Source organism: Pseudoalteromonas sp. APC 3358 (genome assembly GCF_030408075.1).
Classification (GTDB): Bacteria; Pseudomonadota; Gammaproteobacteria; order Enterobacterales; family Alteromonadaceae; genus Pseudoalteromonas; species Pseudoalteromonas arctica.
In genome coordinates, this window is the sequence record NZ_JASDCE010000011.1 from 1 (window position 1) to 23,012 (window position 23,012).

15 protein-coding genes and 1 tRNA gene are annotated in these 23,012 nt (G+C 36.1%); 5 read left to right on the top strand and 11 right to left on the bottom strand.

Going from position 1 to position 23,012, the window contains the following annotated elements:
- The 11 genes from QL995_RS15970 to QL995_RS16020 all read right to left on the bottom strand — a co-directional run.
- On the bottom strand, positions 1-397 hold a 397-nt coding region (locus tag QL995_RS15970), incomplete at its 3' end, for a polysaccharide biosynthesis protein (RefSeq protein ID WP_290294594.1).
- A 77-nt stretch (positions 398-474) separates the two neighbouring features.
- Positions 475-1,200, bottom strand: coding sequence for a glycosyltransferase (locus tag QL995_RS15975; RefSeq protein ID WP_290294595.1), 726 nt, complete (start codon positions 1,198-1,200; stop codon positions 475-477).
- Between the two features lie 29 nt (positions 1,201-1,229).
- Complete coding sequence (locus tag QL995_RS15980) at positions 1,230-2,489, bottom strand: FAD-dependent oxidoreductase (RefSeq protein WP_290294596.1); 1,260 nt, start codon at positions 2,487-2,489, stop codon at positions 1,230-1,232.
- On the bottom strand, positions 2,486-3,271 hold the full coding sequence (locus QL995_RS15985) for a glycosyltransferase family A protein (protein ID WP_101162755.1): 786 nt from the start codon (positions 3,269-3,271) through the stop codon (positions 2,486-2,488). The genes QL995_RS15980 and QL995_RS15985 overlap by 4 nt, the downstream gene beginning before the upstream one ends.
- Position 3,272: 1 nt before the next feature.
- On the bottom strand, positions 3,273-4,343 hold the full coding sequence (locus tag QL995_RS15990) for an EpsG family protein (RefSeq protein ID WP_024589838.1): 1,071 nt from the start codon (positions 4,341-4,343) through the stop codon (positions 3,273-3,275).
- Between the two features lie 61 nt (positions 4,344-4,404).
- Positions 4,405-5,277 (bottom strand): hypothetical protein, encoded by an 873-nt coding sequence (locus QL995_RS15995; RefSeq protein ID WP_024589839.1) that lies wholly within the window; start codon positions 5,275-5,277, stop codon positions 4,405-4,407.
- A complete protein-coding gene (locus QL995_RS16000) occupies positions 5,278-6,486 on the bottom strand; it encodes an oligosaccharide flippase family protein (RefSeq protein WP_290294597.1) in 1,209 nt (402 codons plus the stop codon).
- Between the two features lie 74 nt (positions 6,487-6,560).
- The gene (locus QL995_RS16005) at positions 6,561-7,481 is read right to left on the bottom strand and encodes a Wzz/FepE/Etk N-terminal domain-containing protein (protein WP_024589841.1); all 921 of its coding nucleotides are present in this window, start codon (positions 7,479-7,481) and stop codon (positions 6,561-6,563) included.
- A gap of 7 nt (positions 7,482-7,488) precedes the next feature.
- Positions 7,489-10,167: an SLBB domain-containing protein gene (locus QL995_RS16010; protein ID WP_290294598.1), complete on the bottom strand. Its 2,679-nt coding sequence runs from the start codon at positions 10,165-10,167 to the stop codon at positions 7,489-7,491.
- A gap of 122 nt (positions 10,168-10,289) precedes the next feature.
- Positions 10,290-11,072 (bottom strand): DUF481 domain-containing protein, encoded by a 783-nt coding sequence (locus QL995_RS16015; RefSeq protein ID WP_024593750.1) that lies wholly within the window; start codon positions 11,070-11,072, stop codon positions 10,290-10,292.
- 185 nt (positions 11,073-11,257) lie between these two features.
- Positions 11,258-12,076: a mechanosensitive ion channel domain-containing protein gene (locus tag QL995_RS16020; RefSeq protein ID WP_007582322.1), complete on the bottom strand. Its 819-nt coding sequence runs from the start codon at positions 12,074-12,076 to the stop codon at positions 11,258-11,260.
- A 284-nt stretch (positions 12,077-12,360) separates the two neighbouring features.
- Between QL995_RS16020 and QL995_RS16025 the strand changes: the two genes are divergently transcribed.
- The 5 genes from QL995_RS16025 to QL995_RS16045 all read left to right on the top strand — a co-directional run bounded on the left by QL995_RS16025 (position 12,361) and on the right by QL995_RS16045 (position 22,953).
- Positions 12,361-12,436: transfer RNA gene (locus tag QL995_RS16025), tRNA-His, on the top strand.
- A 482-nt stretch (positions 12,437-12,918) separates the two neighbouring features.
- Positions 12,919-14,244 carry a hypothetical protein gene (locus QL995_RS16030; RefSeq protein WP_356947997.1) on the top strand — a complete coding sequence of 442 codons (1,326 nt, stop codon included), beginning with the start codon at positions 12,919-12,921 and terminating at the stop codon, positions 14,242-14,244.
- Positions 14,245-14,256: 12 nt separating this feature from the next.
- Positions 14,257-15,378: a FecR domain-containing protein gene (locus tag QL995_RS16035; protein ID WP_007582324.1), complete on the top strand. Its 1,122-nt coding sequence runs from the start codon at positions 14,257-14,259 to the stop codon at positions 15,376-15,378.
- Positions 15,379-15,417: 39 nt separating this feature from the next.
- A complete protein-coding gene (locus QL995_RS16040; RefSeq protein WP_290294600.1) occupies positions 15,418-22,110 on the top strand; it encodes an Ig-like domain-containing protein in 6,693 nt (2,230 codons plus the stop codon).
- A 9-nt stretch (positions 22,111-22,119) separates the two neighbouring features.
- A complete protein-coding gene (locus tag QL995_RS16045; RefSeq protein ID WP_290294601.1) occupies positions 22,120-22,953 on the top strand; it encodes an MBL fold metallo-hydrolase in 834 nt (277 codons plus the stop codon).
- Positions 22,954-23,012: the final 59 nt, after the last annotated feature.

Below are 23,012 nucleotides of genomic sequence, written 5' to 3' on the forward strand. Positions count from 1 at the left end.
ATGCTTTATCTGTCGATAGCGCTACAACATCTTTTACACCACACGCTAATGCGGCATGAATAACATTTTCAGCACCATCTATGTTTGTACGAATACATTCTGTTGGATTGTATTCAGCGGTATCAACTTGCTTAATTGCTGCTGCGTGAATAATGACATCTACACCTTCACACGCTTGCGTTAAACGTTCTTTGTCGCGAACATCACCAATAAAAAAACGTAATTGCGGGTAATCGTATGCTGGGTACTTTTGTTTTATTACAGACTGCTTTAATTCATCGCGCGAATAGATGATTATTTTTTTTACATCTGGGTAACGCGCTAAAATAGTTTCTATAAACTTCTTACCAAATGACCCAGTGCCACCCGTGATTAAAACTGTTTTATTGTTTAACATAACTTTTCCAATATGAGACTATTTTAAGAGCTATTACTAAAGCGTAATTTCACCTAAAAAAATAATTTTACGATAGATCATGCTCGCTTTCTGCTAGCAAAATATAAATAATTTAATATAAATAATGAGCTTTGAAATATATTCAACCTCATATGGTAACGAAGTATATGCCAATGCCAAGTCAGTGATTTAAGCTTATTAGCCGATATGGAACCAGCTCTAACTCTGTATTTTGCCAAGACTTCAGGTACTCCTAACGAGTAAAAATCCTGCCCACTAGATAAAATCTCGAGCCACATTACATAGTCTTCGTGTTTTACCTCTTTTTGTTTAGGTAATACAACTTTAGAGCGATCAATTATACCTGTTAAATTACCAATAAAGTTACTCTTTAAAAGAGTTTTAAAATTAACGCTATTTTTTATACTAACTCGAGTTAATACACTGCCAAATTCATCAATTCTTTCATATGAAGAGTGGGAACAGACAGTATTTTCACCCGCTTTACATAGAGCTATTACTTGTTTTTCTAACTTAGTACTATACCAAAGGTCGTCACTATCTAAGAAGGCAATAAAACGCCCTTCGGCTTTCTCTATCGCAATATTTCGGCTATTTGCTACACCTAAGTTTACTTCATTATTTATTAAAGTAACTCTAGGATCTGAAAACTCAGTGACCACTGCTAGAGTGTTGTCTGTTGAGCAATCATTAACAATGATTAGTTCCCAGTGTGTATATGTTTGAGCCATCACAGATTCGATACTTTCTTTGATAAAAGCCTCGCAGTTATAAGCTGGCATTATAATACTAACTAGGTGCTCTTTAAACATTAGCTAATTTCACTTGCTAGGTTTATTGCGTCAAGCATTGAGTCCTCGATAGAACAGTATTTCCAGTCTCCATAACGACCTATGGAATGAATATTTTTTTGAGACAAAATTTCTAATATTTCTTGTTTTGAAGAATTCGATTTGTCACTAACATGTACGTACGCAGGATCCATCACAATGGAACAATGAGAAATCAATTTGTGGTCATCAATAATACCCACAGCCTTCAAATTATCTATCGTTAATTGTAGTTGTGTCTCTATATCAACGTCATCTTCGGGTGAGTAACCAACCTCTACATACATACTTAGCTTATCACTACCCAAAATATTATCGTAAAAGCCAACTCTGTAGAAGTTGATATTTTTATCTGGGAAATATAACCAATGCGTATCCTGGTTAGGTGATTTTTTATCAAAACCTAAGTTAAATACTAGTACTTTGTTATAGCTAAAATCATCAGCTAGCAGGTTTACTCTATCTACATCTAATTGCTTAGAAAACATTTTCAAAGGCGAACTATTTATCAAATAATCAAATGCTATTGTTCTTTTATTTGTAACAACGAGCTTTTCTTCATAGCAAATTTTTTGTACAGTTTCGTTTAGTGAAATTTTCGTTGTTGGGACTGACTCAGCTAAAGCATCAACAAAAATCCTTGCCCCTTCTTTTGGATAAAGAAAACTTGAGTTGTAGCTTTCAACTGACTGCTTTTTGAAAGATTTGATAACCTGATCTAAGTTAGCATAAGGGAAAAATCGCCCCATGGCATTAACATCTAGTGTATTCAAATCACAAGCATATAGCTTTTCATTATAAGGTTTCAAAAAGTAGTCAGTTATAGCCTTACCAAATTTCGAATAAAGCATATCTAAAAAAGAATTGTAGCTTTCTTTGTCTGAACGGAAATAAAGATCATACAAACATTCTTGAAATTTATCTTTTTTAAGCTGATGTATATTAGACTGAAAAGGAAAGTCTATAAGCTCATCATCAAAGAAAATTTTTGTGACTTTAGTTCTTTCAACAAGTTTACTATCATCAATCTTGTTTTTAAAAAAGTTTTTTAGTTGATCAGTTGCAAAGTGAAAAAAGTGACCTGCATAATCCCAAACAAAACCATCTTGGTAAATAGTTCGACAATAACCACCTAACTCAGGCTCTTTCTCTATAATTAGGTAATCCTCTGAATTTACAAAGTTAGCGAAGGCTAGCCCTGAAACACCGCCACCCAAAATTAAATATTTCACTTTAGTCATTTACTTTGTTCCTTAGAATAACTCAATGTACCTTTAACCATCAGCCTTAAACACTGTATAAAACTAAATACATTTTTGTACTCTGAATATTTCTTGATTGAGAAAGCTAAATCATATAAAAGTCCTGAAATGCCAAACAGACGGTAAAATGCAGCACCTTTTGAAAACAACAATTGCTCATTATAATCTGTACCAGAACTTTCTGGTGGATGAACAACTATAGGTAATGGGATATAAACACACTTAAGGCCATTATCTAGTGCATCTTTCAAAAAAATAATCTCATCATGAACACGATATTTACTACCTAAGCCAAATTCTAGATCCAGTTTCAAACCACTTTTAATAATCGATTCTCTTTTAAACGTAATCTCAATAGATGCGCATTTTAGAATGCTCATCTTAGTGTGATAATACTCTTCGTTAGAGTAATTTGGTTTAAAAGGCTTACCTTCTGTTGTTTGTATCTGAAAAGTTATAATGTCAGCGTCTGGATACTTAATATAAGCATCTTTGACTATGCTCTCATAGTTTTCTAAATAACTAACATCGTCATCAGCAATGATGCAGATATCACCGCTTGCATTCTCAATAGCGAGATTTCTACTTTTTGAGGAGCCTCTTTCTTTTTTTGATATCATAGTAATATCATCTAAAGTTTCGGTACCTTCGAAATCTGATTGGTTGATTAATAATAACGGTGAAACTATGCATTTATTTTTCCAATCGATATCACCGATACACGATTTAGCCATAGTTGCCATTAAAATTTGAATATTCATTTTAACTCCACGAGTAAATAACCTCTGCTTTTGACATAATATAGAACTCCCAAATTAAAAAGAAAGAACCATAAAGAAGTATAAATAAGAATAGCTTTCCTCTATTTTTCACATACTCAAATAACATAGCAATGATTAAAAATTCAGAAATCAGGAAAAGCCGACTTGAACGTGATGCAAGCCTTAAATCAAAACTTAAAAGCATGTATAAACATGAACCAGTAAGAAAGCTCAAAATTAAGATTTTGCGGTATGTGTTAAGTTTATCAAACTCGGGGACAATCAACAAAACTAATATAGAGATAACCCATATCTTAAGAAATTCAGGCGTTAACCAGCCACCCTGAACATTAGCATTTTCAATATAAAATTGTACTTTCATTAAAACTGGGTTTGGATCTAATCCGATTAAGTATGTTAGGAGGTTACTAAAGACCCCCGCAAGATAAAAAATTGAAAATAAAGAAATTAATATTAAATATCTCTTCTTTGTTAAATTAAAAAAACTGGCCAAAATTAAAAAAACAAAACTAAATATAGCAACGCTATGAAACATTAATGCTATAAAGTTAAGAAAAATGTATAGCATCTTTCTATCAACAATAAATCTCAGCGAGTATAAGAAGATCAGCATTGCTAATGCTTGCCTTATTTGCCCATATGGTCCTCTAAAATAATAAAGAAAGAAAAACATTAATACTGCTATTGATGCATATCTTAAGTCTCTATTTACAATAGAATATAAAAAACAACATATAATCAATGAGTAAATAGTATTAAATAAGAGAAAGTTCCCATTGATTGATTTAACCGCTAATATTAAAAACTGAAAACCTGGCTCTATCCACCCACCAATTCCAATATCATTAACATTATTAAAAATATTTTCATATAACTCTAAATCCCAGCCTTTATCACGGGAAATCAAAAGCACTAATAAAAATAAAATAGATAACAACGCACTTGAGCTTTTAAAACTAACTTTTCCCAAAATATCACTGTAAGCAATAAGTAAAATGAGCAGTAGCGCAATGAGTAGCAACCCATAATTAGCGATTGTATAATAATTCACTTAAACGCCTTAAATGATAGATTGTTAAAAGGTTCACACATCAACATTGCTCAAAAATAACTCACTTGGAAACTTTTAAATAAGACACATTATCGTACTTCATATAGTGCGCGACACTCGAACCATGATGTAAAACTTGAACTTGTGAGTAACTCTTTGAAAGTGCATTTATTAAAATCTCTGCAGGCACTTTATTCTCAACAACCTCAAAACCGAGTGCCCCTTCAAGCCCTAAGCTATTTTTGATATTCGGGTGTAATTTAACTAACTTTTTATCATAAACTCTATCTGCAATATCGATGAAACGACTATCAAAACTCCAGTCACTTATATATATAAAACACTTATTCCCCTCACCGACACTTGCTGGATCAAAGTTATAAATTTTATTTAAATAAGCTACGTTTTCTTCGCAGTAACTCTTCATACTTTTAGTGATTTTTAAGATAGAAAAGTTTTTCTTTTTTATTTTAATTCGCTCTGCATACTCTTTTGGCTCAAATACATAAACCCCATTACAGAACCAACTTCCTCCAAATACAGTACTTATACCTAATACATCAAAAATTTTAGTTTTATAGCTAGGTACATATATGTCATTTCTATATGTACCAATTCCTTCTTCGTAAACATAAATCTGCTTTGTTCTGGATATAAGTTTGAAGTAAGCGAGGTATAAGGCTAACCTAGTACCTATGTCACCATCGATATAAGTTTTTGTCGGTTTTAAACGACTTCCTTTAACAAATGACATGAATCGATTTTTTACAAACAGTACTTTTTTCCAATCACCTGCAGATTTAATATTATTAAAAACAGCTTCTGCATCATGAAACATATCAATAATTATTAAACAACTACCTTCTTTTTTAGAACCGGCAATTATACTAGAAACCGTGATTTGCATGGGTTTTGAGGCAATATAAAGTTCCATTTATTGTTTGACCTTACTTATATCTTTAAATGTACAAAAATACATTATGCATATTTGTAATATTGATGAAAAAAACAATGAGTAAACCAACAAGTCCATTGAATATAATGAGAATATGCAAGATATCCCTATATGTATCAAAGCGACAAAAATGCTAACCGATGAGATTAACTTATTTCTTGCTTGATAAAACAAAAGGTTTACCAGAATGAAGTATGGGATCATTAAAGAGTATCCTAACACTAGAACAGCAACCCACTGACCTAGATTTGTATACTCATCACCAAAAATATAAACAAATAATGAGTCTGGAATTAAGTAAACAAAAATAGGAAACAAAGGCACAATTAGGAATGACTTTAAAACAAGTTGCTTTACCTCTATTGTGTTAAGGGCCCTATTTTTCATTTTCGCATAAAAATGAGGTACTAAAGCTCTATTTAGTGCCAGTAAAAGCAGGTAAAAAATACTTGCAATTTGAATTGCTAAAAAGTATTCCGCAAGAGCACTTTTGGAAAAAGAGTCATTGATGATAAACCTTTCGACATGTCCTCTAATCACACCTGATAGAGCATGTAGTAAGAGAGGTAAACCAAAAGAAAATAAATATAAAATATGCTTTTTATTTATTTTCTTATTGATTCTATTCGTATACGTTTTTAACGTAAAAAATAGCCAGAGAGAAGGAATAAACCAAGAAAGTGCCCCGGCATAAACTCTGGTCTGTGATGTTGCTTGCGTAAACTCGAATAAAATAATAATACTAAATAGCAAAGTCACACCACTAATCACTTGTGCTAAAAAGTATTTATGTACTTGCCTAGAAGCTTGAGCTATAGAGAAGTTAAGCATAAGTAACACATAGCAAAATGATGCTAAAGCCGATATTGCTATGTGGTTTTCACCTAATAACAAGGAGATTGTAATAATTACTAAACATAGTGCTGCACTTATAGTTACAGCAATACGTCTGAGTATACTGATCGACCTGAAACCATACCTGTGATAATAGCGGGCAATTGCACCATCCATTGACAATAGTATAACTACAGAGGCTATTGCGATAATTGACTGATACAAAGAAAAATTAGCTAACTCATTTACTCCCATTTTTTTAGCCATATAAGGAAGTAAAAAAACAGGTATACCTTTACTTATTACTTCTCCTAAAAGGTATAAATATGACTCTTTTAAGATTATTTTTGACAAATTTTTGATCTCTGATTAAATGCTAAAAAGCGACATATAGAAAAGAAAAAGTAATATTCAAGGTTTAACACTAGTTACTTTTGTCGTTTATATATAAAAAACACTAAAAGACTGAATACTGCTATAAAAAAACCTAAAATTGCACCCATAATACTTAAAATGGCTCTTTTAGGTGAAAACTTAACTTCATCAACAATTGCAGGATCGATAGTTTTAAACACATACTCATCCCTTACCTCTGCAAGCATTTGATTTTGCACTTGCCCTTCAATCATATCGAACATGATTTTTCTTATATCTACATTCTTAGTTTCTTTAAGTTTACTTTGTAAAAAAACTACACTTTTATTGGCTTCTTCAATATCGATCATTCGTAATTTATTGTTTATAGAGTTAATAAGGCTATCTAAGATTCTTTTAGCTATATATGGTGAATAATGTTTTATAGATACACGAATAAAACCAGTGTCTTCATCTTCCGAAATAGACAAGTTTTCCTTTATTAAGTAGCGGTATGCTTCTAAGTCGCTAGGTGTTTTTGTTTTAGGGTAACTGACCTCACGCACCCAGATGTTATTTTCTATATCATAAACTTCAGAATCATAAATAAGTTCGTTTTTCTCAGCATTCCAGCCCTCAACACCTATTAGTAAGGGCTTTAGCTCATTAATATTGATAAAATCACTAATAAACGTCCTACTTTTCAGTGTTTCGATTGCTATATCACGTTTACTACCACTTCCAGCTTGTAAATTTATTCCGGCGATGGAAGCCAGTCCTCCAAATGTGGAGGATAATCCACTTAAAGGTGAGTCCTGTCCCTGTTCAACGACACTGATCAATGCCTCAGAACGATAAATATTTGGCAAAGACAGTGAGAATAAAACGGCTATTACAGAAAATAAAGCTGTAATACCTACAATTAATATACGCCCTTTCCATAATATAGAAATTAAAGTTCGGAAATCCACTTCTATATAATCTTGATTATTCATTTTTCACCTAAAGACTTCCAATTGCTGCTACAGCTACACCTAGCTGATAAAGAATCTGCGTTGCTGTACTCCAAAGCGTTAGCTTATCCATATGCCCTGCATCCATTGGGATTACTATTGTGTCCCCTGGTTCTAACTGGTCAGCATTATTTGCTGCAAACCAGCCACCTGTATTTGGTATTTTCACTGAACCATTAGCTTTAATAATGTAAATTCGATCTTCAGCGGCACGCTCTTTGAGCCCGCCACTTAGCGCTATATAATCATCAACACTTACACCTGTTTTATAAAGATGCGATGTTGAGTAGTTAACTTCACCAATTACACTAATTGAATCGCGCTTGCTTGGTACATATAGTGTATCGCCATCTTGTAATACTAAATTTTGTTGATTATTTACGATTAAAGGTAAATCAATTACTAAACGGCCTACGGCTTCAACACTCGCGAGGTCGTTTAACAGCTTGTTCATCTCTTCATATGAAAGCGTACTACTGCTTACCGAGTTCTGAAAGCTTTTTGAAGCTATATCACGACGAAGCTCTGTAGATAAACGCGCTAGTTGCTTTTGCTCTTGCTCTTTTATCGATGTACGCGTAAATACAGCTGCTTTTTGCTCTGCAAATTTTGAAAAGCCACCCGCGCGTTCAAGTAGTTCAGTAAGCGTTTCACCACGGCGTATTGTATAAGTGCCCGGGAATCTAAGCTCGCCTTTTAACTCTACTTTTACATTTTCTTGCCAGTTTGGAATTGCAAAAACATTGATGCTGTCTTTGCTTTGTAATGTAATATTACTTTGAAGTTCACCTTTCATCGCACTTTCGAGATCAAACCGTAGGTGTTCTATTTTAGAACCATCACTGGCTACAATACGTGTAATTTCAGCTTGCTTCACGTAGGCTGACTCTAACAAGCCACCCGCAGCTATTATTAAGTCTTTTGCTTCACCGCCAATCATTAATGGATAAATACCAGGGAAAGTAACGTTTCCACTGATCTCCACAAGTTGCATTGCTTGTTGCACTGATGCTTGCTGCTTAAATTTAGCAATAATTGGAGCTAATAAATTATGGCGGCTAAATAACGCGTAATCTTCAGGTTTGAGTTCTTGGTCTTCTTCTTCTTTTGCTTTGCGCTTAGAAATTTCAGCAATAGTGAGTATTTTATTGTCTTCAAGAACAAGTTCTTCGTCTTCTTGATTAACGCCAATGTATTTTTCGAACTCTTTTTGTTCAAACTTATGCCATTGCTCTGCTTTTTGTTGCTGCTCTTGCTGCTCTTGACTAAGGGCCATATTTGCTAGAGTTGATTGCTCTAATTCTTTTTCTTCAAAACGGCTAAATACAACTATCTTGTCATTAGCTTGAAGTTGTAAGTTATTCTCAGGGTTTTTAATAATCGCTTGAGCAACGTCGAATTGGTGTGCTTCTATATCGCCGTTTATATTTATTTCGCGGATTACGAGTCCGTAGCTTAAATCGGCTTGCGGTAGTAAGTCACCACGTACTGATTTAAGTACATCTGAAATGCGCTTGCCTTGGTGCCACTGATAATTACCTGGGCGCGCTACTGCACCAATTAAGCTAACTGAATTTTGATATTGCGAGCTAACTGAATTAAAGCGAATACGGTCGCCATCTTGTGGAATATAGTTAATTTGCGATTTTGAAAAATCTACCGAGAGTACTTCTTTACGATCGAAGTTAAAGCGCTCTACAATTGCGCTTTTGGCATATGCATTTGGTTTAAGGCCTCCGGCCATTGCTAATAACTGCTTAGCAGATTCACCTTTTTTAAGTTCAAAGATAGCTGGGCGTTTAACCGCACCTTCAACTCTTACTTGAGCGCCAACTGATGGAATAAATACAGCATCGCCCGGCTTTAATGCGATATCGTTACTGCTATCGCCATTAATAAGTAAGTCGTAAAGGTCAAAATTTGCAACGACCTTGCCTGCGCGTTTAACTTGAATATTACGAAGAGAGGCAATGTCAGACACACCACCACTTACAAATAATGCGTGCGAAACAGTTGTTAATGAAGAAACACTGTAGCTACCCGGCTTATACGCTTCTCCTAGCACTAAAATACGCATGCTACGAAGTTGACCAAGCGATACAAAAGCTTTTACGCCAATAACTTCTTGCTCTACTTTTACTTTTATTAGTTCTTTAATTTCAGCAAAGGTTAAACCTGCAACTTCAACAGGGCTTAGATCAGGAATACTAATACGTCCTTCACGGTCAACTATGACTTCAAAACTTTCGCTTTCTTTTCCGTAAAAGTTAATTTTTAACTGATCACCAGGGCCTACAATGTACGTATCGGGTACCGCGGCATTTTCACTTGGCATAAATGTAGTGGGTTCACCGGCAAACAATTCGTAACCATATGGCTTTAGATCGTCTGTTTTTGGTTTAAAGCGTTCTTCATCTGTAAGCTGCTCTTTCTCTGGCTCTGCGCGCTCACCAATACTATTTTGTTGCTCTGTATTATTTTGATTATTAGATTGGTTTGTACCGGTGATCGTTGATATATCAACACCATACTGTTTTGCGAGAGCTTCTTGTTGAGCTTTTGGCAGCTTTTTAAATTGCTCAATTTGAGATGCTGTTGGCGTAAAAGCCAAAGTACTAAAACTACAAAGTAGAATAAAAGCACTAATAAATTGTGTAAAAACTTTCACGAGTAGGTATATCCCTAGGTCTACAACCAAAATTGGTGGCTATAATACATTAATTTTGAGCAAATAAAAAAGGGACTTTCGTCCCTTTTGTCACTTTAGTGTCATTAACTTAGTTACATTGGTTAAAAACTGTAAACCAGTGTGAATGATGTTTCTGTGTCAGTGCTTTCTTTGTCGTCAGCAACATCTGAGTTGTTAGTGACATTAAAAGCGACTTTCATTTGTAATGAGCCGTTTATTTTTGCAAGCAATGCAGTTTCTGAACGAGTTTTAGTGTTTGTATCACCATACTCTACAGCAACTAATTGAGTAAAACGTGCACTCTCAGAAATTTGCCAGTTGTAATCTAATTTACCTAAGGCAATTACTTCGCCTTCAAACTCGCCAGCAAGAGAGTTACCGTTATCATCAATTTCAGAGCTGTCATCTGGGTATTCAAAATATTTATAACCAGGACCAACTTCGGCACTTAACCACATTGTTTTTTCGTTTAATAAACGTAAACCGTAACCTGCAGAAATTACTGACTCACTTCTATATGCTCCAAAATAATCTGAAACGTGTGAACCATAAATGAATAGATGAGAATGATCTTCATTTAATTTGTAATTACCTTGCGCTGAAATCGAGTACTTTTCATTAGTGCGCTGCTTATTTTTGTCGCCATTAGCATCTTCAACTTCATCTTCTTTATAGATGCCGTCTAGTTTGTATTCGTTGTTCCAGTTTTCAAGGTTGTGCTGTACTTTAATACCACCTTTGAGTGTGGTCGTTTCTGTATTACCACTTGTGATAATAGCACCAAGTTCACTGGTAACTTCCCACGTTTTTTGATCTGCGTCTGCAGCGAATGCATTTGTTGCAGCAGATGCTGCAACTAAAACTGATAAAAGCTTTAATTTCATTAAAAAATAACCTTTGTATAAATGTATATCTATTTTATTAAAGCGTTACTTGTTAGAGCAAGCAAAACAGCTAAGTAATAATGTAAAAAATTTCATGCAGCAAATACTGCATGAAATTTTATTTCTAATAGCCGCTTTATCACTACAACAATTAAAGATAACTTTAATTAAATAACTATTTAAAATTAGTCTTGCTTGTGTAAATGAACATCCATTTGTGGAAATGGGATTGCAATATTTGCATCATCTAATGCAATTTTAATATTTTCCATTAATGACCAGTAAGTAGGCCAGTAATCAGCAGCGTTAACCCAAGGGCGAACAACAAAGTTTACGCTAGAATCACCTAGCTCAGATACAGCTACTGTATAAGCTGGGTCTTTAAGTATGCGTGTTTCTGCATCTAATACAGATTTTAATACTTCTTTTGCTTGACGTAAATCTGCATCGTAACTAACACCAATAACTAAATCGATACGACGAGTAGACTCACGCGAGAAGTTAGTAATAGCGCCTGACATTATTTGAGAGTTTGGTACGATGATTACTTTATTATCTGGAGTACGAAGTTCAGTTGAGAATATTTCGATTTTCTTAACAGTACCCATTTTATTACCTGCTTCAACAAAGTCACCAGACTTGAATGGGCGAAGTAAAATAATAAGTACGCCTGATGCGAAGTTAGATAATGAACCTTGTAATGCTAAGCCAACAGCTAAGCCTGCAGCACCTAAAATAGCAATGAACGAAGTTGTTTCAATACCAATTTGCGAAAGTGCCATTAAAATAGTAACAGCAAATACAAGTGTGTACACAATGCTTGAAACAAACGACCCTACAGCTTTATCTACTTTCTTTTTAGCAAAACCTTTTTCAGTTAAGTTAGAACAAAACTTAGCGATACGACTACCAAGTAAAAAGATAACAAGCGCAACAACAGCTTGTATACCGTAGTGTAAGATTAGGCCTGAGTTATCGTTAAGCCAATTAAGTACTGAATCCATATTTACTCCAAATGTTTTTTATTAAGCGTTTTCCGAGCATTATTATACATTAATTTACAATTTATTCTCATAGAATAATGAATTAATACTATTAAAGTCGCCTATATTCGATTTTTCGCGAAAGTTATGCGACAAATATGTTACCTAATCCCCGTAAATATTAGCTGTTCAACACTGATTAAATTTGTTTATTTAAATTATTTTAATTTATTTCACTTTTAGACTTCACAACATTTATTATTTTATGTATTATGCGCGGCACACCAAACAAGGTGTGTGTAGTGGCGGTTGTAGCTCAGTTGGTAGAGCCCCGGATTGTGATTCCGGTTGTCGCGGGTTCAAGCCCCGTCAATCGCCCCACTTTTTCTCCTAGTAATACCCTTATTTATATTTTAATAATTCCCCTAAATTATATTTTTTAATATTCTATACAGCATACCCAAGCTTTATTACCCAAATTAATTAATATTTTAAGCTAAATTAGTTTATCAGCAACCTCTCCCCTTTAATTAGTTTAACTTGAAGATTTATTAGCAAGTATTTAGCCTGCAATTAAATAACATTTATTTAACCAATGTGATTACATTGGCTGTACTTAAGTACAAAAAGTGCTAGATTTCTAGTACTAATACCAAACCTGCATAAATATTTGAGCAACTTAACTAATTAAATTTCACTAAAACGTTGTTAAAAATTTTTTATTTAGAACAACTAGATACAAAAATTTTCGCCTAGTTCTAGCGTGATTTTCTTAACGTTAAATAGACCTCACATATAAGCAGATTGGTATAACATCACTTTATTACAAAACATCAAACTTCCTATGGGATATAAAATTAAGCATGATTAAACAGCTTTTAAGAAATTTACTATGTAGTTATTTGGCCTTAATAAGTTTTAGCTCATTGGCTCAAAGCAATGATGAATATGATAATCTATTGATTGAACTGCAAAAATTAGTTTCTGAAAAGAAATATACTCAGGCTTACGAAAAAAGTAACAGTGAATTTCAATACTTAGGTGAGCCTGTTTATGATTTTTTACTTGGGGTCTCTGCGCTTAAAACAGGAAATGCGGCACCTGCTGTATTTGCTTTTGAACGCGTGGTTGAAAACAACCCTAGATGGTATGAAGCTCGCTTGTACTTAGTTCGTGCTTATTTAACCGTTAATAATTTACCTGCTGCCGATACTCAAGCTTTAATACTTATTAACTCACCTAACACACCTAATAACATAAAGTCTTCGGCACAGTCGTTACTTGATACAACCACACTTAAAAAGCAAGAAGCTGGGCGTTCTTATAAGCAAAATATTGAGCTTGCACTTGGCGTTGATGGCAACGTAAATGCGGGTACGGCAGAAAATACGATTATAATTCCTAATATTGGTGAATTTTTATTATCGTCAGAAAGTAAAAGTACGCAAGACAACTATGCGCGACTAAATTACAGAGGAAAGTACTCTCACCCCATAGATCAAAAAAGTTTAATCACTTTGAGTGTTAATACCGGGTGGTACAAGTTTGCAGAACTCAGCCAATACGATCGTATAAATGCGCATATTAATGCTGCCTATCAATATAAACAAAATGACATAAGTTGGTTTGCACAAGTATCGACGACTCCATTAATGCTTGATGGCGATCTTTATCGTACTGAATCAGCTTTAACAGCAGGTGCTAGTTATAAGCTGAATAAACAAGTTAATTTATTTAGCTCTGCGACTGCGGGTGTTTTAAATAATAGATTTGATGAAAAGCTCAATAATTCGTTTTATGCAATAAACGCAGGAGCTAGCTATGCAACTAAGCAATGGTTTCAAAGTTTAAGTGTTAACGCTAAAAATGAAGAAGCCGATATTACTGAAGGTGAATTTAATAGCCGTAATATTACGAGTTTGTACTACCAAGCAAACACTCAGCTGGCCCAGCATTGGCAGTTGTTATCTCTTGCTGGATACCAATGGATTAATTATAAAGATGATCACCCTTTATTTTTACAAGAACGTGCCGATAACCTCTTTATGCTCTCAACCACTGTTCGCTATTTAGTTAATCGTGATTTAGCAATACAGTTGGCTGCCAACTATCAAGATAAATCCAGTAATATTTCTTTATTCGAATATGACCGTTTAGATATCAATTTAAGCGCTTCTTACTCATTTTAATTTAAGGTATTTATGAAACATTTACTCCCTGTAATTACCACTTTACTTTGTGTAAGTTTTTATACACAAGCAAATGATCCTGCTGGTAAAACTATTTTAGCGCGAGGCTCTGTACTAGCGGTTGATGGAAGCTCTGAACAACAACGGCAGTTGCAGCGCAGAGATACCGTTTTTGGTGTAGATCGCATTACGACTGGAGAGAAAAGCAAAGCGCAATTTTCAATGTCGGATGGTGGTTTAATCGCTTTAAAAGAAAATTCAGAACTAAATATTGCTAACTACGAATTTGATGATAATACCCAACAAGGTTCTGCTTCTATTGAGTTACTTAAAGGTGGTTTACGCTCTATTTCGGGTGTGATTAAAAAAAATGGCGGCTCTTATAATGTAAAAACCCCCGTTGGCTCTATTGGTATACGTGGAACACATTTTGAAGTTCAGCTCGTTGAAGGCAACGTGTTTTTAGCTGTATGGGATGGCGCAATAGATTTAACTTTAGAAAATAATAGCGTGGTTTCTTTGGGTGATAACGAGGCATTTTCGTTTGCACAAATTACAGCCTCTGGTGAAGTATTAAAAACGACGCGTGCGGCACGTGTGTTTGATCAAAATATAGTAACGATCGACCCTAAAGATGACAACGAAGAAGAGACTGAACAAGCATCTGTAACTGAAGTTGAAGTAAATGCTTTTGAAGCAGATACAGATACTATGGATATATATTCTGAACAACAATTTCAAACAGTTAGCAGCGCATCTTTAGTCGATCAAATAGCTCAGCGCCAAGGTGTATTTAACTATGAAGCATCAAGCTTTAATGTAAATTCGAGTGTGGGTGCTGTTACTGACTTTGCTATGACTATGGCTGTTGATTTTGATAATGGCACGGTACCTGATGGCGAAATTAGTTTTAATGACGCGGGCGGAAATTGGTATGCGGCTTACAGCGGTTTAATAAATTTAAGCGAACTTGACTTAGCCGTTACATTTGCATCCCATGGCAACAATAAAGCCGAGGGCGATGTTGATGCAATATTTTTGAATGACTTAGACAATATTACTGGCAACTTTAATCTTAACGAAATAAATAATCCTGATGTAAATGCTAGCGGTTCTTTTAAATTAGAACCATAAACACATTGGATACAAAGCTTTTATTATGGAGTATTTAAAATGACAGCAAAAAATATATTTTTGCTTGGTTCTATGGTGTTTTTGTTAAGTGCCTGTGGAGGCTCAGAAGAAAGCCCTGCTCAAGAGACAATACAATCACCTACGGCTGAAGTAGTAACGCCAACGGTGACTAGCTATATAAATTTGGCTGGTGTTATAGCGAGCAATCAAACCAAAAATACAAAAGTTTTAGGTGCTGTCACTTCAAGTAGAGGTGTTGTTGGATCAAGCATAGCTAATACACGCGCTAATATTGTTTTTTCACAAACAAACGAAACTGTGCAAGGCAACGTTTCTTTTTTACTTGAAGCTTCGGATACTGATGGCATTGCTGAAGTTAATTTAGTGCTCCCTAGTGTCAATAAAAGCATATCACTGTGTTCTTCTGATTGTGGTTTTGACTACGAAAAATCAATTATAGGCCTCAGCCCTGCGCTTTATGGCGTAACTCCAGGAGAGATACGCCTAGAAATATGGATAACTGACACTTTAAATAATCAAGTCCTTGCTGATGCAATTACTTTTAACTGGCAACCATATCAAATTGAAGGTGTTACAGCACAACGAGACGAAGATAATATTAATCTTTCGTGGCAAGCTAACTCCGAACTTAATCGTTACAACGTTTATATTGCAACTCAAGCTGGAGTCACATCTACTAATATTAATGAATTAGAGAATGGGCAACAATTTTTAAGTATTCAAGATACTGCATTAAGCATTACCGAGTCACTTACAGATAAAAGTTATCAAGTACTTATTACCGGTGTTGATGGCAGTGGTGAAAGTGGTTTTGCTAATATAATAAATATAGCGCCAGTGGGTGGAGAGCTTGCATTTGCACCAGAGGCTAATGCCGATCAGTTTCAGATAAATGAAGATCAAACTCTGCAAGGTAACGTGCTAACAAATGATACGAATCAATACAGTGGCGATTTACGTGTAAATACAGATGCATTAATTCTACCGCAGCATGGCACTCTAAATATAAATGAAAATGGGGATTTTACTTATATCCCTATTGCAAACTTTAATGGTGAAGATGCCTTTAGCTATCAAGTTGCTAACGAGCTAGGTATGACAGATACCGCAGTTGTAGAGATAACCATTTTAGCTATTAACGACGCTCCTATTGCGCTTGATAATACTTACAGCATTACAAACAATGGAACCTTAGTTGTCCTGTCGCCAGGCTTACTTATAAACGATAGCGATATAGACTTAGATGACTTAACTGTTGATACAACGCCGGTTAGCAAACCAACAAGAGGACAATTAACCCTTTTTGATAATGGTGGCTTTGAATACCAAGGCGAGCAAAATATGCAAGGCCAAGACAGCTTTCAGTACAGAGTTGTTGATGCACAAGGTGCTCAGGCTATTGCAAATGTAACTATTGTAAGCTCAAACACTAACGTAGCCCCTATTACAAAAAATGATAGCTATAGTTTAAGCGAAGATGAAACACTTGTCGTTACAGCAGCCAATGGTGTGCTTAGTAACGATACTGACCCAAATAATGACAGTTTTTCAGTTGATGAAACGTTTATGGTGGCACCAACACATGGCCAACTATTATTAGCAACTGATGGCAGCTTTAGTTATGTGCCGGATGCTAATTTTAATGGTGTTGATCAATTTCAATATCAAGCTATAGACTCATTAGGTGCAACCTCTTCAGCCACCGTAACTTTAGTAATAAACAGCGAACCCGATAACCCTGTTGCACAAAATGATGCCTATCAATTTAACAAAAACAAACTATTTGAAGTAACAGTACAAAATGGCTTGTTAATTAACGATTTTAATATTGAGGCTGGCGATTTATCAGTTAATACCACGGCAATTAATGCAACTCAAAATGGCGAACTTACATTAAATGCTGATGGCTCGTTTACCTATCAGCCAGACTTAGGTTTTATTGGTGTAGATAGCTTTACCTATTCAATTTCAAATGAGCAAGGCTTAACTGCAACAGCTCAAGTAACCTTAAGTGAAAGCGGCGTTAATACTTTTCCACAAGCCAATGACGATCAATATACGTTAGACGAAGACAGCTCTGCATCTTTATTAGATGTGCTAGCTAACGACACTGATGCAGATGGCGATACGATTAGTATTTCGAACATAGAAAATATTGCTGGAGAAGCGACTATTGTCGCCGGAAAAATACAGTTTACTCCACCAGCAAACTTTTCAGGTGAGATAGTACTAACTTACACCATTACGGATGGTTATAGCACTGGTAATGAAGGCATAAACGACAGAACAGCAAGTGTGACGATTACCGTGACACCCGTTAATGATGCCCCTACTGCAAATGCTGATTCAGCAACGATGAACGAAGATGCCCCTGCGTTATTAGTTAACGTACTAGCTAACGACTCCGACATTGATGGCGATACTCTTACAATAACAGCTGCTACTGCAGATATAGGTTCTGCATCTGTTGTTGATAATAAAATCCAATACACGCCTGCTGCTAATACAAATGGAACAGCAATTATTAGCTACACAATAAGTGATAGTAATGGTGGTACTGCAACTACAAACTTATCAATAATTATTACTCCTGTAAACGATACTCCTATTGCAAACGCAGACTCAGCGACAGTAGATGAAGATGCAGCGCCAATACTAATAAACGTATTGGCAAATGACTCTGACGTGGATGGTGATAGCCTCACTATCAGTGCTGCCTCGGCAGATACTGGTTCGGTCGCAGTGGTTGGCAATCAAATTCAATATACACCGGCACCCGACGACAACGGCGTAGCAACAGTTACTTATACTGTAAGCGATAGCAGCGGTGGTGCCAGTACAACAACGTTAACTATCACTATTACCTCCGTAAACGATGATCCAATAGCAAACGCCGATTCGGCTACCATGGCTGAAGATGCAGCGCCAATACTAATAAACGTATTAGCCAATGACTCAGATGTAGATGGCGACAGCCTCACAATCAGTGCAACCTCAGCTGATATTGGCTCGGTCTCAGTGGTTGGCAATCAAATTCAATATACACCGGCGGCCGACAGCAATGGCTTAGCAATAGTTACTTACACCGTTACTGATAATAATGGCGGAACAGATAATACCACGGTCACTATTACTATAACTGCAGTGAACGATACACCTGTTACCAATAACGATACTGCTACTATGGCTGAAGATGCAGCGCCAATACTGATAAACGTATTAGCCAATGACTCAGATGAAGACGGCGACAGCCTGGTGATAAGTGCAGCATCAGCTGATATTGGCTCAGCCTCCGTAGTTGGCAATCAAATTCAATACACACCGGCAGCTGATAGCAATGGCTTAGCAACAGTTACTTATACCGTTAGTGATAATAATGGTGGAACAAATACTGCCACGGTCGCTATTACGATAACTGCCGTGAATGATGTACCTGTTGCCAATAACGATACCGCTACTATGGCTGAAAATGCAGCGCCAATACTGGTAAACGTATTAGAAAATGACTCAGATGTAGATGGCGACAGCCTGGCGATCAGTGCAGCATCAGCTGATATTGGCTCAGTCTCAGTAGTTGGCAATCAAATTCAATACACACCGGCAGCCGATAGCAACGGCTTAGCAAGAGTTACCTATACTGTTAGTGATAATAATGGTGGAACGAATACTGCCACGCTCGCTATTACGATAACTGCCGTGAATGATGCACCTGTTGCCAATAACGATACCGCGACCATGGCTGAAGATGCAGCACCAATACTGATAAACGTATTAGCAAATGATACTGACTCTGATGGAGACAGCTTGGTGATCTCTTCAGCCTCAGCTGATATTGGCTCGGTCTCAGTAGTTGGCAATCAAATTCAATATACGCCTGAAGCCAATACCAATGGACTTGCCACGGTAACTTATACGATTAGTGATAATAATGGCGGAACCAATACAGCCACAGTGACCATTACCGTAACTGGTGTTAACGATGCACCTGTAGCATCGGTTCAAAGTTTTAGTATTAGTGAAAATGCTACAGATGGCGACATCATAGGGACTGTTGGCGCGTCAGATATTGAGAACCAGACCTTAACTTATAGTTTAACTGGCGGTGACACTGCTTCATTTGAAATTAATAGTAGCTCTGGTGTTTTATCAACCGTAGGTGAAAGCCCATTTGATTTTGAAACAACTAATCAATATATTTTAAATGTCACTATAACTGATGATGGCACGCCTAATGAAAGTTCAAACGTTAACATAACCGTTAATATTACTGATGAAATTGAGCTTCTTATTCCAACTGAAGATGTGACATTTGGCCGCCCAATTACAGGTGAGCTTGATCTTTCAAACATTTTTTCTGGTGGTGAGTTTAAAGACAGTATTGAGCTTAATGGCAACCTTTATTTTGTTGGTTTTGTTGATGGCGACGATAAAGATATTATTGTTGTGTCTTACACCAACGCTGGCATAACAAATAATGCTTTTAATAGTAATGGAATAAAAATATTAGATTTAGATGATGATGAAGAAGCCACAGCTATTATTTCTGACGGTACAGATCTCTTTATTGCTTATTCTAGTTTTGACGGCACAAATACTGAAGCCTGCTTATTGGAAATGAATACTGCTGGCGTTGTAAGTACTGACTCAGGTGAGAATGATTCAGGAGTTCGCTGTACTTCACAAGCGAGTACTCTTGTTATTAATGACCTTGAAATTGATGATGATAAAATACTGGCTGTAGGTAAACGCTTTGATGGCACTCAAAACGATAGTCTATGGATACATTATAAAAAATCAGATCTAGATTTTGAGAACTCTACTCCAGCTATTGTCGATGTTAGCGGCGCTAATCGAGATGATGAAGGCTTTGCAGTTAAGAACTTTGATGATTCCGATTACTTAGTGGTTGGGAGTGTTACCAATGCAGAGGGAACAAAAGACTCTCTACTTCGTTATTTAAAATCTGATGGCGATAATGACAATAACTTTAATGGTGGCGCAGCACTAACAATTGATATATTTGATAATGATAAAGACGACGAACTTTTTGCTGTAGGCGGAGTTGTTGATTCTGAATTTACTGCCTTTGCAGGTGGATATATAACAAGAAATAGTGGTGAAAAAGAAGCTGTAATATTAGCTATTAATAAAAATGGGGAACTAATCACCACCTTTGGTAATGCTGGTATAGCAATTTATGATATTGATGGTAATGGTGGTAATGGTAATGGCGGCGCTAAAATTACAGGTATTAAACACGAGCCTAGTAACAATGGCATTAGTTTGTCGGGGACGACTGGCGTATCAGCCTCAGAAAAATTATTTTCAGCACGGATTAATAATGAAGGTACTTTAAATAGTGCCTATGGCACATCCGGCATTAATATAATTGATGGTATAAGTGGTAAGCAATTTGCCAACACTTTAGCTATCGACTCTAATGACACTCTTTGGGTAGCTGGTGTTAATGATGATTCAAATACAAAACCGTTTATTGCAGCAATAGACAGTCAAGCCACATTATTTGGTAACTTTGAAACGAATGGTTACTTTACCCTTAATAATTTAGTAGATGCGACAAACGACGAATCAATGCACGTTTTACAACTTAGCAATGACCCTCATGCCGGTAAGTATATTCTTGCATCAACGGCTAAATCGGACTCAATTACTAAGTTAGTATTAACACGCTTTACGAGTGCGGGTGATATCGATACTAGCTTTAGCGAAAGTGGCCATAAAGAAATTGCCATAGATTTGAGTAAGTCGCGCGTCGCTTTAACCGAGCAAAGCGACGGCAATTTAGTTATTACAGGCTCTAAAAATAGTGAAAATGGTGAAGCGGGCTTTGTAGCTAAAGTTGATCAGTCTGGTAATTTAGACACTTCATTTGCAACAGATGGTGTATACACAACCTCTGTCAGTGGCGCAGAATTGGTAAACCTGACAGGTATTGCACTTGATAATAGCGGTAACATTATTACTGTTGGGTCAACCGTAATAAGCGGCACTCCTAGCCCAATCGTTATAATGTTGACGCCAGAAGGTACCCTTGAGCCTAACTTTGGCACTGGCGGAAGTATCATAGGCTCAGCTTTTGAGTACTATAACCGTGTACATACCGACAATGCAGATATTTTCATTGGCGGTAAGGCAGTATTAAGTGGCACTTCAAAGCTAATCGCATTGAAGTTAAGCTCAAACGGTACTGAAGTCTTTAAATATGTAGGTGAAGGAACCACAGATACCGACAATAAAATAGCGCAGATTTTGACTGACACAACGGGTAAGTTATATTTAATAGCAAACCTTATTGATTCGCCAAATAAAGCCAATGTTATTAGGTTGCTTGTTACGGGTACGCTTGATACTAGCTTTGCCGCAAATGGTGTCGGTGAATATACTTTGGCCTCAACCGGTAACACTGAGCTAAGTGGTGCAGCGCTAGATAGCAGCAATCAACTTATTTTAGCAGGCAAGGCTAACAATAAAGGCATGTTAGCGCGCATTTTAACTGATGGTACTTTAGATAATACGTTTGGAGCTAGTGGTGTCGGATTTTATGAAGCAAGCCAATGTACCAGTACACATGTATTTACTTCAATCATCTTACAAAATGACACCCAAGTTGTTGTAAGCAGCACCTGTAATGACACTAACTCTAACAATGTTAGTATTTCTAAATTCAATTTTGTAGAAAATGGAGCTTAGCCTTAAATTATGAAAGTTGAATTTTTTGGTGTTAGAGGCTCAATGGCTTCAGCAGGAAGTAATACGCACATTTTTGGGGGAAATACCTCATGTGTGTACATCGAACAAAATAACGGTAAAGATCTTATTTTAGACTCTGGTACCGGTATTGTAGAACTCGGTACACGTTTACTAGAAACACAAAGTCCTATCAATATTTTGCTAACGCATAACCATTGGGATCATATTCAAGGGTTTCCTTTTTTTAAACCTATCTACCAACCCAACCGCAATATAACCATTGTAGCTGGCAACGTTGATGATAAAAAAAGCCAAAATGCCATATTAAAGCAAATGAGTGGTTCGTACTTTCCGGTGTGTTATCAAGATTTACCTGCCAGCATTACGCTTAATACTGATTTATCGTCTCAAAAGCAGTTTACACTTAATGATTTTTTGGTTTCGACTGCTCCACTAAATCACCCTGGTGGTGGCACTGCTTATTGCATTAAAGCGGATGATAAAAAGGTGGCTTACGTTACCGACAATGAGCTAAATCCGCCAGAAAAAGCAAACACAAGTATTAGCGAATGGGTCAATTTTATTGAAGGCGCTGATTTACTAATTCATGATGCTCAATTTATAGATGCAGACTTGCCTCTTAAACATGGTTGGGGGCATAGCACCATAGATCAGGTGGCTGAACTTGCGATAAAAGCGAGTATTAAAAATGTGGTTATTATTAGCCACGATCCATCAAGAACCGATGAACAGTTATTAGCTATAGAAAAATATTTACACACGCAGTACGCTCAACAGGTAAAAATAGAGTGCGGCCGAGAAGGACGAGTTTTTGATTTTTAGTCTATCAAGGAGCGTTACTCATTAGCTCCTTAAAACCAATTACTTCAAAACACTTTTTC

Bases quoted from the DNA above. Each gene is read 5' to 3' on its own strand.
- QL995_RS15975 (WP_290294595.1), bottom strand. From the start codon at position 1,200: ATGCCAGCTTATAACTGCGAGGCTTTTATCAAAGAAAGTATCGAATCT.
- QL995_RS15980 (WP_290294596.1), bottom strand. From the start codon at position 2,489: ATGACTAAAGTGAAATATTTAATTTTGGGTGGCGGTGTTTCAGGGCTA.
- QL995_RS15985 (WP_101162755.1), bottom strand. From the start codon at position 3,271: ATGAATATTCAAATTTTAATGGCAACTATGGCTAAATCGTGTATCGGT.
- QL995_RS15995 (WP_024589839.1), bottom strand. From the start codon at position 5,277: ATGGAACTTTATATTGCCTCAAAACCCATGCAAATCACGGTTTCTAGT.
- QL995_RS16005 (WP_024589841.1), bottom strand. From the start codon at position 7,481: ATGAATAATCAAGATTATATAGAAGTGGATTTCCGAACTTTAATTTCT.
- QL995_RS16015 (WP_024593750.1), bottom strand. From the start codon at position 11,072: ATGAAATTAAAGCTTTTATCAGTTTTAGTTGCAGCATCTGCTGCAACA.
- QL995_RS16020 (WP_007582322.1), bottom strand. From the start codon at position 12,076: ATGGATTCAGTACTTAATTGGCTTAACGATAACTCAGGCCTAATCTTA.
- QL995_RS16030 (WP_356947997.1), top strand. From the start codon at position 12,919: ATGATTAAACAGCTTTTAAGAAATTTACTATGTAGTTATTTGGCCTTA.
- QL995_RS16035 (WP_007582324.1), top strand. From the start codon at position 14,257: ATGAAACATTTACTCCCTGTAATTACCACTTTACTTTGTGTAAGTTTT.
- QL995_RS16040 (WP_290294600.1), top strand. From the start codon at position 15,418: ATGACAGCAAAAAATATATTTTTGCTTGGTTCTATGGTGTTTTTGTTA.
- QL995_RS16045 (WP_290294601.1), top strand. From the start codon at position 22,120: ATGAAAGTTGAATTTTTTGGTGTTAGAGGCTCAATGGCTTCAGCAGGA.